At 66.5% G+C, this 13,142-nt stretch carries 11 protein-coding genes and 1 pseudogene; 9 read left to right on the forward strand and 3 right to left on the reverse strand.

From position 1 onward, the window contains the following. The first annotated feature begins 12 nt into the window (after positions 1-12). The 4 genes from HHX30_RS04875 (at position 13) to aceE (ending at position 6,139) form a co-directional block, all read left to right on the forward strand. A complete protein-coding gene (locus HHX30_RS04875) occupies positions 13-690 on the forward strand; it encodes a metalloregulator ArsR/SmtB family transcription factor (RefSeq protein WP_169979882.1) in 678 nt (225 codons plus the stop codon). 123 nt (positions 691-813) lie between these two features. Further along, positions 814-1,545 carry a hemerythrin domain-containing protein gene (locus tag HHX30_RS04880; protein WP_169979884.1) on the forward strand — a complete coding sequence of 244 codons (732 nt, stop codon included), beginning with the start codon at positions 814-816 and terminating at the stop codon, positions 1,543-1,545. A 230-nt stretch (positions 1,546-1,775) separates the two neighbouring features. Next, entirely contained in the window at positions 1,776-3,386 is a 1,611-nt protein-coding gene (gene ctaD / locus HHX30_RS04885; RefSeq protein WP_396703299.1) for a cytochrome c oxidase subunit I, read from the forward strand. After that, complete coding sequence (gene aceE / locus HHX30_RS04890) at positions 3,383-6,139, forward strand: pyruvate dehydrogenase (acetyl-transferring), homodimeric type (RefSeq protein ID WP_169979888.1); 2,757 nt, start codon at positions 3,383-3,385, stop codon at positions 6,137-6,139. Before ctaD ends, aceE begins: the two co-directional genes overlap by 4 nt. Before the next feature lie 234 nt (positions 6,140-6,373). Here aceE and HHX30_RS43645 read toward each other — a convergent pair. Then, a pseudogene (locus HHX30_RS43645) lies at positions 6,374-6,592 on the reverse strand (DUF2249 domain-containing protein); the annotation flags it as partial. A 38-nt stretch (positions 6,593-6,630) separates the two neighbouring features. On the opposite strand from HHX30_RS43645, the gene HHX30_RS42495 reads away from it, so the two are divergent. The 3 genes from HHX30_RS42495 (at position 6,631) to HHX30_RS04905 (ending at position 7,535) form a co-directional block, all read left to right on the forward strand. Beyond that, on the forward strand, positions 6,631-6,765 hold the full coding sequence (locus HHX30_RS42495; protein WP_283246681.1) for a hypothetical protein: 135 nt from the start codon (positions 6,631-6,633) through the stop codon (positions 6,763-6,765). 176 nt (positions 6,766-6,941) lie between these two features. Continuing rightward, complete coding sequence (locus HHX30_RS04900; RefSeq protein WP_169979890.1) at positions 6,942-7,286, forward strand: DUF6247 family protein; 345 nt, start codon at positions 6,942-6,944, stop codon at positions 7,284-7,286. Further along, the gene (locus HHX30_RS04905; RefSeq protein WP_169979892.1) at positions 7,287-7,535 is read left to right on the forward strand and encodes a hypothetical protein; all 249 of its coding nucleotides are present in this window, start codon (positions 7,287-7,289) and stop codon (positions 7,533-7,535) included. It abuts the gene before it with no gap. A 303-nt stretch (positions 7,536-7,838) separates the two neighbouring features. Here the strand turns inward: HHX30_RS04905 and HHX30_RS04910 are convergent, their stop codons facing one another. Both HHX30_RS04910 and HHX30_RS04915 read right to left on the reverse strand, forming a co-directional pair. After that, positions 7,839-8,468 (reverse strand): site-specific integrase, encoded by a 630-nt coding sequence (locus tag HHX30_RS04910; protein ID WP_211591615.1) that lies wholly within the window; start codon positions 8,466-8,468, stop codon positions 7,839-7,841. Positions 8,469-9,198: 730 nt separating this feature from the next. Then, the gene (locus HHX30_RS04915; RefSeq protein ID WP_169979896.1) at positions 9,199-10,002 is read right to left on the reverse strand and encodes a hypothetical protein; all 804 of its coding nucleotides are present in this window, start codon (positions 10,000-10,002) and stop codon (positions 9,199-9,201) included. An 840-nt stretch (positions 10,003-10,842) separates the two neighbouring features. On the opposite strand from HHX30_RS04915, the gene HHX30_RS04920 reads away from it, so the two are divergent. Next, on the forward strand, positions 10,843-11,787 hold the full coding sequence (locus HHX30_RS04920; RefSeq protein WP_169979898.1) for an RNA polymerase sigma-70 factor: 945 nt from the start codon (positions 10,843-10,845) through the stop codon (positions 11,785-11,787). Between the two features lie 80 nt (positions 11,788-11,867). Continuing rightward, positions 11,868-13,049: an NAD(P)/FAD-dependent oxidoreductase gene (locus tag HHX30_RS04925; RefSeq protein WP_169979900.1), complete on the forward strand. Its 1,182-nt coding sequence runs from the start codon at positions 11,868-11,870 to the stop codon at positions 13,047-13,049. Positions 13,050-13,142 lie beyond the last annotated feature (93 nt).

The following is a 13,142-nucleotide window of genomic DNA, read 5'->3' on the forward strand; positions in this document are numbered from 1 at the left end:
TCTGGTGGCGACATGACCGGGCAGGCCCGGGCGCGTGCCCACGAAGTGCTGTCCGTGCCCAGCCGGATCGCCATCCTCGATCGGCTACGCGCCTGCGCGGAACCGATGGACGCCCACCGGGTGGCGGCGCAGGTAGGCCTGCACGTGACCACGGTACGGTTCCACCTGTCGGCGCTGATCGATGTCGGGCTGGTCACCGAGCACAGCGAGCGGACCGGCGGACGAGGCCGTCCGCGCACCGTCTACTCGGCGTCGTGGACCGCCGAGCCGGAAAGCGGTCCCTACCAGGAACTCGCCGAACTGCTCGCCGCCCATCTCGCCGACACCCCCGCGCTACGCGCCCAGCGCGCCGAACAGGTCGGCGCGGAGTGGGCACGGCAGCGACTGCGTTCCTTCCCGTCCGCGGCTGGAGCCCCCGACGCCCAGGCGGCGCTGACGATGTTGTTCACCGAGATGGGGTTCGATCCAGAACAGGCCGGCGACGGGCGGATCCTGCTGCACGCCTGCCCGTTCCGCGCCACCGCCCAGGCACACCCCGAGGTGGTGTGCGGCGCGCACCGCGCTCTGCTGCGCGCCGCGCTCGCCCGCCTCGATCCGGGCGCGCCCGCCCCGGATCTGCACGCCTTCGTCCGCCCCGACCTGTGCGTCATCACCGCCCACGGCAGCACACCCGTCCCGGAGGGTCGCTGAGATGACCCGATTCGCGGTTGGAGGGCGGAACTCGTAGGAGAACGGATCGGCTGTTCGGACACAGGGGTGTGCCGCGACCAGGGCTGAAGGACAAGGCTCGAGGACAAAAGAGGGAAAGAGGTCATGATGGCGCACCAGGGCAGTGGGCAGTGGCGATCGCAGGCCGCCGCGGCGGCGTTCGGCGATCCCCCGTCCACCCTGACCGCGGAACATGCGCAACTGCTGACGCAGGTCATCGACCGGTCCGAGGAGCTTCTGAAGGTCGCAGGCCAGGATCGGTGGCCCGATCGGGAACTGCGAGCGCTGGCCGGCTACCTGCGTGCGGAGGTGCTCCGGCAGGTCAGTGACGAGGAATGGCTGCTGTTTCCCTCCTGCGGCGCCGCGGCCGGTCTGTCACGGCTGACCCGCGACCATGTACGGCTTCGGGCCTGCATCGACGTGATAGCGGGCGCGGCCAGCGGAGAAGCCCACTGCTCGCCGGCTGAGATCGCCACGACCACCTGCGATCTCCTCACCCAGCTGAGAAGCCACTTCAGCGCCGAGGAAACGGTTCTGGCCGGGTTCGGCGAACCGGCGGCGGCGACCGCCGCTTTGGGCGCCCGCCCGCATCACTGGTATCCGCTCACCGAAGGGCCGGTGATCGACCTGGATGTGCTGCCCGACGACCGGGTAATCGACGCTGTAGGAGATCGGCTGCGGCGGCTTGACCGCGGTGAACAGGTGGAACTGCGCTCCAGCAGCGACCCGGACCTGCTCTGCCGGCGGCTGGCCGCAGCCGAGCACGGCGACTACGGCTTCACTTACCTGCCAGGCGGGCCGGACCGGTGGCGGGTGGAGGTGATTCGCCGCTACTGAGTGACCGGTCCACCCACATCGCAAGGCATCGCACCGGGGGAGGCGGCGTCCGGCCAGAACGCCGCCAGGTGGGCGGGTGTGACCGCGAGGGTTCCGGCGGGGGCGGTTTCGGCGCAGGTCCGAAAAAGTGACCATAAGGACTGATCTGGGAGATCTGTGTGGCCGTTAGCGAAAACGCGCCGTCTGTCCGTAGCCGTACCCGATCTCGCGAGCCGAGGGGACGCCTGCTGGTGTCCTGGCTCTCATCGACCGACCACAAGGTGATCGGCTATTTGTACCTCATCACCTCGTTCGGCTTCTTCCTCTTCGCGGGGATCCTGGCGATCGTGATCCGCGCCGAGCTGGCCAAGCCTGGGCTGCAGCTCGTCTCCAGCGAGCAGTACAACCAGTTGTTCACCATGCACGGCGCGATCATGCTGTTACTGTTCGCCACCCCGCTGTTCGCCGGGTTCACCAACGTGGTCATGCCGCTGCAGGTGGGCGCCCCAGACGTGGCCTTTCCCCGCTTGAATGCGGTCAGCTACTGGTTGTTCCTGTTCGGCGGCCTGATCGCCGTCAGCGGCTTCCTCGCCCCGGGCGGCGCTGCGGCCTTCGGTTGGTTCGCCTACACACCGCTGTCCACCGCGACCTTCTCCCCGGGCGTCGGCGGCGACCTGTGGATCATGGGGCTGGTGCTTACCGGTCTCGGCACGATCCTGGGTGCCGTCAACTTCATCACCACGATCGTCTGCATGCGCGCGCCCGGCATGACCATGTTCCGCATGCCGGTGTTCACCTGGAACGTGCTGCTCACATCGATCCTGGTGTTGCTCGCCTTTCCGGTGCTGGCCGCCGCGCTGCTCGCGTTGGAGGCCGACCGCAAGCTCGGCACCCACATCTACGACCCGGCCACCGGCGGGCCGATGCTGTGGCAGCACCTGTTCTGGTTCTTCGGGCACCCGGAGGTCTACATCATCGCCCTGCCGTTCTTCGGCATCATCACCGAGGTGATCCCGGTCTTCAGCCGCAAACCGATCTTCGGCTACCTCGGCCTCGTCGCGGCCACCATCGCCATCGCCGGGCTGTCGATGACCGTGTGGGCACACCACATGTTCGGGACAGGCCAAGTACTACTGCCGTTCTTCTCATTCATGAGCTTCCTCATCGCGATCCCCACCGGGGTGAAATTCTTCAACTGGGTCGGCACGATGTGGCGAGGGCATCTGACCTTCGAAACCCCGATGCTGTTCTCGATCGGCTTCCTGGTCACCTTCCTGTTCGGCGGGCTCAGCGGCGTCATCCTCGCCTCGCCGCCGCTCGACTTCCACGTCACCGACACCTACTTCGTGGTCGCCCACTTCCACTACGTCGTCTTCGGCACCGTGGTCTTCGCGATGTTCGCCGGTTTCTACTTCTGGTGGCCGAAGATGACCGGCAAGATGCTCAACGAAGCCTGGGGAAAGATCCACTTCTGGATGCTGTTCATCGGCTTCCACACCACCTTCCTCGTACAGCATTGGCTCGGCGCGAGCGGTTTCCCGCGCCGCTACGCCGACTACAGCCCGGCCGACGGCTTCACGACCCTCAACCAGGTGTCCAGCCTGGGCGCGTTCCTGCTCGGCGCCTCAACGCTGCCGTTCCTCTACAACATCTGGCGTACGGCACGCGTCGCACCCCGGGTGAGGCTGGATGATCCGTGGGGCTACGGAAACTCGCTGGAATGGGCGACCTCCTGCCCGCCTCCGAGACACAACTTCACCTCCATCCCGCGCATCCGCTCCGAACGCCCCGCCTTCGACCTTCACCACCCCACACTCCTTGCGGCCCATCAGCACGTCACCGCGGAAACGGAGAAGCCATGACCTCAGGACCGCAGCGCCCGCCCGTGATAAGCGATGGGCTGCCCAGCCAGCTTCCCGATCCGGACCCCTCGGAGACCCAGGAGTGGTGCGAGTCCCTGGACGGGGTGGTGGACAACGCCGGGCGGAACCGGGCGCGTTATCTGATGCTCAGGGTGCTGGAACGAGCGCGCGAGCGGCATGTGGGCGTGCCGAGCCTGAGCAGCACCGACTACATCAATACGATCCCACCGGAGTCCGAACCGGAGTTCCCCGGTGATGAGCGCGTCGAACGGCGGATTCGGGCCTACAACCGCTGGAACGCCGCGATCATGGTCCACCGGGCACAGCGTCCCGGCGTCGAGGTCGGCGGGCACATCTCCACCTACGCATCCTCGGCGTCGCTGTACGAAATCGGGTTCAACCACTTCTTCCGCGGTCATGGCGCCGAGGGCGGAGGTGACCAGATCTACTTCCAGGGCCACGCCTCTCCCGGTATATACGCGCGGGCGTTCCTCGAAGGCCGGTTGTCCGAGGCCCAGCTTGATGGGTTTCGCCAGGAGCTCTCCCGCCGCGGGCGCGGCGGCGGCCTGCCGTCCTACCCCCATCCGCGGCTCATGCCGGACTTCTGGGAGTTCCCGACGGTCTCGATGGGGCTCGGCCCGCTCAACGCGATCTACCAGGCCCGGTTCAACCGCTACCTGCATGCGCGCGGGATCTCCGACACCAGCCGTCAGCGCATATGGGCCTTCCTCGGTGACGGCGAGATGGACGAGCCGGAATCCCTCGGCGCGATCGGCGTGGCGGCCAGGGAGGAGCTGGACAACCTGACCTTCGTCGTCAATTGCAACCTGCAGCGCCTCGACGGCCCCGTCCGCGGTAACGGGAAGATCATCCAGGAGCTGGAGGCGTTCTTCCGCGGTGCGGGCTGGAACGTCATCAAGGTCATCTGGGGCCGGGAATGGGACCCGTTGCTCGCGGCCGACGACGAGGGCGCCCTGGTGAACCTGATGAACACCACACCGGACGGGGACTACCAGACCTACAAGGCCGAGTCCGGGGCATTCGTGCGCGAGCACTTCTTCGGCCGTGATCCCCGCACCCGTGCGATGGTCGAGAGCCTGTCCGACGAGGAGATCTGGGGCCTCAAGCGCGGCGGGCACGACTACCGCAAGCTCTACGCCGCCTACCACGCGGCCGTCGAGCACACCGGCCAGCCGACGGTGATCCTGGCCAAGACCATCAAGGGCTGGACGCTCGGCTCGCACTTCGAGAGCCGCAACTCCACCCACCAGATGAAGAAACTCACCCTGGAGGACCTCAAGGGCTTCCGCGACCGGCTCTACCTCGACATCCCCGACTCCGCCCTCGATGCGAAGCTGCCGCCCTACCACCGGCCACGGGAGGGCTCGGAGGAACTGGAATACCTACACGAACGGCGCCGCGCCCTGGGCGGGTACCTGCCCGACCGTACGGTGAACAGCAAGCCGCTGGTCCTGCCCGGCGACGCGGCGTACGCGGTCGCCCGACGCGGATCAGGCCGGCAGCAGGTCGCCACGACGATGGCGTTCGTCCGGTTGCTCAAGGACCTGATGAAGGACGAGGAGATGGGCCACCGGTTCGTGCCGATAATCCCGGACGAGGCCCGGACCTTCGGGCTGGACTCGCTGTTCCCTTCCCGAAAGATCTACTCCCCGCACGGGCAGAATTATCTGTCGGTGGATCGGGAGCTCATGCTGAGCTACCGGGAGGACACCAAGGGCGTCCTGCTGCATGAGGGCATCACCGAGGCCGGGGCGGCGGCGTCGTGGACGGCGGCCGGAACCTCGTACGCCACGCACGGCGAACCAATGATCCCGATCTACATCTTCTATTCGATGTTCGGGTTCCAGCGCACCGGGGACGGGCTGTGGGCGGCCGCAGACCAGATGACCCGCGGATTCCTGCTGGGCGCCACTGCCGGACGCACGACCCTCAACGGTGAGGGTCTGCAGCACGAGGACGGCCACTCGCTGCTGCTCGCGTCGACCAACCCGGCGTGCGTCGCCTATGACGCCGCCTACGCGTTCGAGCTCGGGCACATCGTGCGTGACGGGCTGCGGCGAATGTACGGCGAGCCTCGCGATGGGGAGGATCCCAACGTCTTCTACTACCTCACCGTCTACAACGAGCCGATCGTGCAGCCCGCGGAACCAGACGACGTCGACGTCGAGGGCATCCTCGCCGGAATGTACCGCTACGCCGGCGGCGGTCAGGGCGATGGGCCGAGGGCGCAGATCCTCGCCTCCGGCATCGCCGTGCAGTGGGCTATGGAGGCACAACACATCCTGCGGCGTGACTGGGACGTGTACGCCGACGTGTGGTCGGTGACGTCGTGGACCGAGCTGCGCCGCGACGCCCTTGCCGCGGACGAGTGGAACCTCATGCACCCCGATCAGCCGCGACGGGTTCCGTACGTCACTGCTGCCCTGATCGAGGAGCCGGGCCCGGTGGTGGCCGTGTCGGACTGGATGCGGGCCGTTCCCGATCAGATCGCGCCGTTCGTACGCGGCACCTGGTCCTCGCTCGGCACCGACGGGTTCGGTCGGTCCGACACCCGCGGGGCGCTGCGCAGGCACTTCAAGGTCGACGCGCCATCGATCGTGCTGCGAGTGCTCGAGCAGCTGGTCGCCCGTGGTGAGATGGACGACTCGGTGCCGGGCAGGGCGTTCGAGACCTACCGCCTGGACGATGTCAGCGCCTCCCCTGCCGGTGACCAGGAGGACTCTTCCGAGTGAGGACCATGACGATATCCGGCGGGAAGGGCGCGGCCGGTCCGTGACCGCGCCCGGCGTACCGAGGATGCCGCCGCGTGCTCGCGAGGCCTGCGGGTCCGTGCGGGAGGCCATGCGCGTGTCAGACATCGCTCGCCGTCCGTCCGATGCGCACCTGCCAGTGCTCCGGGCCGGATTCGATGTAGTCCCAGGTGAAGGCGTCGGGGTGGGTGGCTTCGAACTCCCGCGCAGCGGCTTGGGGTCGTGGTTGTTAACCAGGATGAAGGCCTCGCCGGGCGCGAGGTGGGCGTAGCGGGCGAAGATGCGCGGGTGCCGCTGGCCATGCGGGATCTCGCGTACGTCGATGACCCCGGATGCTCGAGCAGGCCGCCGCTTCGTGCCATCAACGTGCCATTGGCTTTGGGTTCTGACCCGTCTGATCTCGCGGCCACGGCTTCCTCTCGACACCGTAATCATGGTCGGCGTCCGTTAGTGAGAACAGACTGGGAGCGTGAGTGGAGCTGGTTCGAGAGCGGCTGACCGAGTCCGCCCCGGCGGAGCGTCACCTCCCCTTCTTTGCGTCGTTCGAGGCGGAGCCGGACCTTGCCGAGCGGCATGAAGAGATCCTGCGCTCGGACATGGGGTGCTGACACAGCCCCTACGACACTGGTCTTCATCTCGATCTTCACCAGGCGGTGGGGCGCTCGTGCCGCCCTAGTAGGCGGGGAGTCACGTCCTGGAGTAGCACGTCGGTCCGCGTGCGATCACTTCCTCAAGTCCTGTGTTTGCCTGGGCCGCATCGAGTACCTGTACGTACACTGACGGCATGAGCGCGCAACCGCAGGAGTTCACCCCCGAAGGTCCTCTTCCTGAGAAGAATCTGCGTGCCATCCGTAGAGCGTTGGTCGTGCCCCAGGACCGAGAGGGGTTCGACGCAGGTCTTGATGTCGTCCTGGCTGAGGTTCGCGCCAGTTTGGACCTCGGTCGGTTGAGCGAGTTCATCCACACCTGGTGGCTGATCGCGTGCGACTCCGTCAAAGATCCGCAGGGCCGCAGAGACGTCTACGAGCGGGCTGCCCACGTCCAGGAATTGGCCGACGCCGGCCAACCGATTCCTAGGAGCGGTAAGACGTGGCGCCAACTGCTGGCGGAGCGCGGGGTCGAGCGGTAGGTGTACTCGATTGTCGAGCCCGATCCTGTCGCCCAAGAACAGATCGCGGCCCTGCCAGACGATGCCTTGCGGTATCTGGCCGGAGTACTGGACCTGATTGAGCTTGAGCCCTGGGCCGGTGGACCGCAGTCGCCAAGCAAGCCCGACGGCAATATGAGGGTCATGCCGTTTGGGGAGCGTGGGCTGGTGACCTATCTCGTATTGGAGCCCCAGCGCGAGGTGTACATCGTTCGCGTGCAGTGGATCTAATCGTCCGGCTGCTTTCAGGCATGGCAGCACTGGGCGAGTATCTGGGTGACAATCGCGATGGACGGGCCCGGACGGCGGTGGACAACGGTGAACCGTGCGCCCAGGTCAGGGCGGGTTCCGGTGCTGGTCCCGTCCCTTCCTGGGTTGACTTACAAGCGAGGGGTCGCTGGTTCGAATCCAGTACCGCCCACCTGCAAAAACAAGTCCCGTAGCGATCATGCCATGGGGCTTCGTGCCATCAACGTGCCATTAGCTTTGGATCTTTGCTGTTTTGATCTTGCGATTCATCGCGTGGGCGATGCCCTAGTCCACCTCCGCCGTGCGGTGCTGGTGGATCATCGCGGCGCGCACGCTGTCATGGCCCATGCGTGCCATCAGGTCGCGGAGGGAAGCGCCGGCACTGGCCGCGATCGTGTTCCCAATGTGGCGAAGATCGTGAAAGTGGAGCCCGGGGACGCCGAGCTTGCGTGTCGTCTCGCTCCACTTGACGGCCCGGCGGAAGTTGCTGCGCCGCAGGATGCCGCCGTTGGCCCCGGTGAAGACGAGCGCGGTCGGTTCTGGCTCGGTGAACTGGTCGAGGTGCTGGCGCAGCGCCGGAATGATCGCCTCCGGGATCGCCACCGTCCGCAGACCGGCACGGGACTTGGGCGGCCCGACGAGGAGTTCGCCCGTGTCCAACTCGACGTGCTGTTGCCGAACGCTGACGGTCCCGGCGTTCAGGTCCAGGTCCATCCGCCGCAGCGCCGCGACCTCGCCCCACCGCAGAGCGAAGGTCGCCAGCAGGATCAACGCGCGCAGCCGTACCGGCACCAGGTCGGCGAGCTGGAAGACCTGGGCCACGGTGAGGACCGGCCGCTCTTCCGACTTCTCCTCGCCGGCACTGCGAACGCGGCACGGGTTGCGCGGGATGAGCTGGTCGTCCGTCGCGGTCATGAGCACGGCCCGCAGGAACCGGTACGCCTTTGCGATCTCCGTTGCCCCGCCGCCCAGACGTACACATTCAGGCGCAACCGGCTTATGCTCGCGAGACCGGTCACCCGAAGCGCTAGGAGCCGTCTTGTCCTCCGCAGGCATCTTCCTCTGGCTCGTTTATGAAGTGCTTCGTTCGTTGTTCATGCTCGGTGGCGCGCTGCTGGTCGTGGGTGTCATCGCTGCCGTAATCGTTGCCGCTTTGTATCACCTCGCCCGGGGTCTTTTACGCCTCCGGCGGGGGCCTCGGCTCCGGGATGATCGCGAAGCCCAAGGTTCTGTGCTGGAGTGGCTGAGGTAGAGCCTGATCGTCCCGCCTGCCTCGACCCAGGCAGAGCCCAGCAGCCCGACGCCTCCAGTTCAAGCCCGTCAGTGACTGTTGGATCTGATGATCGAGGAAAGGCGGCCGGTTGAGGTACACAGTGAGAATGGGCTTGATCTTCCGTTGCCGGCCCGCTGCCGCTTAGCGGTGGGTCGAGGCAGACGGAAAGATCGGGTAGGGAAGAGGCGGGCAGGTCCGCACCTCGCGACATACTCCGTGACCGTCGTGCCATTGAAGGCGGCGAGGTGACCGCCAGCCGTGATCAGAAGAAATCGCGAACTGCGACAAGAGACGCGTTCGTCGTGCCATCGGCGTGCCGGAGATACATCGGCTCTGCTGTCGCCAAGCGCGAGGACGGGAATGACCAAGTGATCACATGGATTCGTAGCGGGTTTCGCCGAGGCGGTGTATGACGCGGACAACCCTCTCGCCTATAGCGTGTTCGGCCTCCTCGCCCATATGGTGATTCTCGCCTTTAGGCGCCCAGCAGATCGGCAATCGGTAATTGCTGTCGTCCTTTGGGTTGACATAAGCGACGCCGATCGTTTCGGGGGAGCCGCCCTGGCTTTCGCAGATCGAAAAGCTCGCTTCGTTCCAGTTCGCGGCGTGTGTACAGGGCGTAGGACCGCCGACCTCCAGTCCCTTAGCGCCGGAACAATTTTTGAGGTGTTCACTCCAGATGGAGTCGCATGTCGAGGTCTGCAGAAAGATGCCGGCTTTCAGGTCATGCAGGCAGTTGAGCCTCATGTGCGACCCGAATGCGCACTCATTGGGGGACCCTTTATCTGTGCACGTGAGGTACTTGTCGAGAAGGTCGGAGCACCTCACCCGCAGTGCGGAACACACGCCGACGACTTCAATATACGTCGAGCAAGATATATCCTCGGCGCGCGTGTCGCCGCGACAATCGTAGTAGGCGTCTCGTGCCTTCACGCAGTTGAAATCGCCGGCCGGATCAAGACTCTCTGGGCAACGCAGGAACTCTCTCTCGCCTGCGGCGCACACGTCATCAGACCGCTTCGGAGTTCCCGTCCGGCATGACACGTAGGATTCGAACGACGAGGCACAGTCGTGTTCGATGTGGAATGCGGCTCGTTCTCCGAAGCGGCATTCAATACGGACGATAAGCGCTTGCTGACACAGCATGGCCGAATTTTTCACCGGATGCTGCTTCATGCATGCCTTATATCCGGGAGCTTTCGAACGGCAATCCAGACCTCTCGGCCCTCGGCCCTTCGGGCAAAGATCATCGGCTGCGAAACGCGCATCGGGGCCGGTCTGGGGTTGCCAGCTCGGCTGCGGCCATGAGTTCTCCGACGTGATAGCGGTTGAGGAGCAACCGGTCAGGATGGCAACGGCCGTGACAGCGACCAGCACGCCCCAGATCCACCGCCTCGCTGCGGCCATGCACCATCCCAATCAATCGTATATCCGGCATTGGCCTGTAGACGTGGACAGAATAGGCTTGCTGCGCCGAATTCCTCATGTGTATCACGAGGGGTCAGTTATGGCACCTCGCGCGGGTTTTCAGGTCGTGGGTCAGGCCCTCTCGGCGGTACCTCAGAGGGCGGACCATCGAGGCGGTACAGCGGCCGCCATAGGAGTGCTCACGTGGCCGGCAAATCATGTGGGGCTTTCACATCGAGGGCGGCCGCCGTCGCTCAGGTACGCGGCGGTGTCGTTCCTCACGGGTGGGGTCCGCTGGTCGGCGGCCCGGCCGGCGGTGGAAAGATGCCAGGACCGGTCATCGGGGTACGCGGTGCCGCTGATCGCGCGTAGCTTTCCGCTTGCGCCGACGCCAATGACTATCCCCTCCGCCCCGCTGTGGCCCCCCAGATGGTCCCTCAAATGTGGAGGCTCCGGAACCGGTGGCGGCATGGCTGGTGCGGCATGGTCTATGGCAGACGACCGTGGACCGTACGCCCAGGTCAGGGCGGGGTGCCGGTGCGGGTCCCGCCACCGGTCACGGCGGACACGGTGTGGACGCGACCTGCGCGCATGACCGATCATGGGACGATGTCGCTCCGCACGCACGAGGTCGATCTGTTCGAGAGCTCCAGGGGCCGCTTGGAGGCGATCGCCTACCGGCTGCTGGGGTCGGCCGGTGACGCGGAGGACGCGGTGCAGGATACGTACCTGCGCTGGCATGCGGCGGACCGGGAACGGATCGAGACGCCCGAAGCGTGGCTGACGAAGGTGCTCACCAATCTCTGCGTCAACCAGCTCACCTCGGCGCGGGCCAGGCGGGAGACCTATGTGGGGCAGTGGCTCCCTGAGCCGGTGCTGGACGGAGATCGGATGCTCGGTCCCGCCGACACCTTCGAGCAGCGTGAGTCGGTCTCCATGGCGATGCTCACCCTGATGGAGCGGCTGTCCCCCAACGAGCGCGTCGTTTATGTGCTGCGCGAGGCGTTCGGGTACGCGCACCGCGAGATCGCGGAGATCCTGGACATCACCGAGTCGAACTGCCAGCAGATCTACCGGCGTGCCAGGCAGCATCTGGCTGTCGAACGATCCCGCACGGAGATCGACGTGGTCGCCACGCGGAAGATCGTGGAGGAGTTCCTCGCCGCGGCCCTCAGCGGCGACACCGAGCCACTGATCCGGCTGCTCACCGACGACGCGGTCAGCATGGCCGACGGCGGCGGCAAGGTTCATGCCCGCAGGACCCCGGTCATCGGAGCGATGGGCATCGCGAAGTACCTGCGTGCTCTGTTCCAGCCGAGCGATGCCAAGCGAGCCCTCGTCGGTGGCAGTCCCGCCTTCTATGCCGCCGTCGTCAACGGCGGTCCCGCCGTGCTGGCCGAGGTCGAAGAGCAGGTCATCGGCGTGTTCTGCCTCGATGCGACCTCCGACGGTCTGGCGTCGATCCATATCCAGGTCAACCCGGACAAACTTCAGCGCATCGCGCGCCAGTGGGCGGCCGCTGGACCCCATCGCCCGCTAGCGGTGAATTGGTGACCCAGATCACGCTCGTTCGCTGTCAGGGATCGCGCGCCTGTCCGGTTCAGGAGGTGAGAGCAACCAGATAGGAGCGAGCCATGAAGCACCGCATCGTCGTCCTGGGAGCCGGGTACGCCGGAGCCATCACCGCCGGGCGTCTCGCGAAGCGGCTGCACCGCGACGACATCGAGATCACCCTGGTCAACGGCGACCCGGAGTTCGTCGAACGGATACGCATGCACCAGCTCGCGAGCGGGCAGGACCTGCAGGCTCGCCCACTGCGCGACCTCTTCGCGGGCACCGGCGTACAGGTCCGGACCGCGCGGGTCACCGCTGTCGATGTGGAAGGCAAGACCGTCGATCTCGGCGGTGAGACCCTCGCCTATGACACCCTCGTGTACGCCCTGGGCAGCACCATCGCCGATCACGGCGTCCCCGGCGTCGCGGAGCACTCCTACAACGTGGCCGGCAAGCAGGCCGCTCTCCGGCTGCGGGCGCGCCTGAGCGAGGTGAAGCCCGGTGGGACCGTGCTGATCGTGGGCGGCGGCCTGACCGGCATCGAGGCGGCCACCGAGATCGCCGAAGCCCACCCGGACCTTGAGATCGCGATCGCCGCCCGCGGCCGCGTCGGCGGCTGGCTCAGCGACAAGGCCCAGCGCCACTTGCGCGGCGCCTTGGACCGGCTCGGCATCACGGTCCACGACCACGCCGACATCACGCGCGTCGAAGCGAACGGCGTGGTCACCGGTGCGGGCAGCAAGATCCGGGCCCAGGTGACCGTGTGGACCGCGGGCTTCACCGTGCACCCGATCGCGGCCGCCACCGCCCTTGAGCTGTCCGACACAGGCCGGATCGTCGTCGACGCCGGCATGCGATCGGTCTCGCACCCCGATGTGTACGCCGTCGGCGACGCCGCGCTCGCCGAAGGAGCGGGTGGCAAGCCGCTGCGGATGTCCTGCGCTTCGGCGAACCCGATGGCGTGGCTGGCAGCCGACGTCATCGCCGCGCGCTTGACTGGTCGCGAGGTTCCCGAGACCACGCTCGGCTACTCCTTGCAGTGCATCAGCCTCGGACGCCGCGATGGAATCATCCAGCGCCTGACCCCCGACGATCAGGTCACGTCCACCGTCTTCACGGGCCGGACCGCCGCCCGCATCAAGGAGATGATCTGCGCCGGCGCGGCCTGGGGCATCTCCCACCCGACCATGATGCTGCCCAGCCGTCGCCGCCACCTCGCGGTCACCGGCGCAGTGGAGACCCGGCCCCTCACGCGGTCGTGACGAAGAGCGTTGCCGGGCGAGTCCCATGTGGCCGCCGTACGGGCGGGTATCGGGCGGCGCGGACGTGTCGTCGCCCGATCGAGGCTGACGTCG

This window comes from Microbispora sp. H10836, from assembly GCF_012999525.1.
Taxonomy (GTDB): Bacteria; Actinomycetota; Actinomycetes; order Streptosporangiales; family Streptosporangiaceae; genus Microbispora.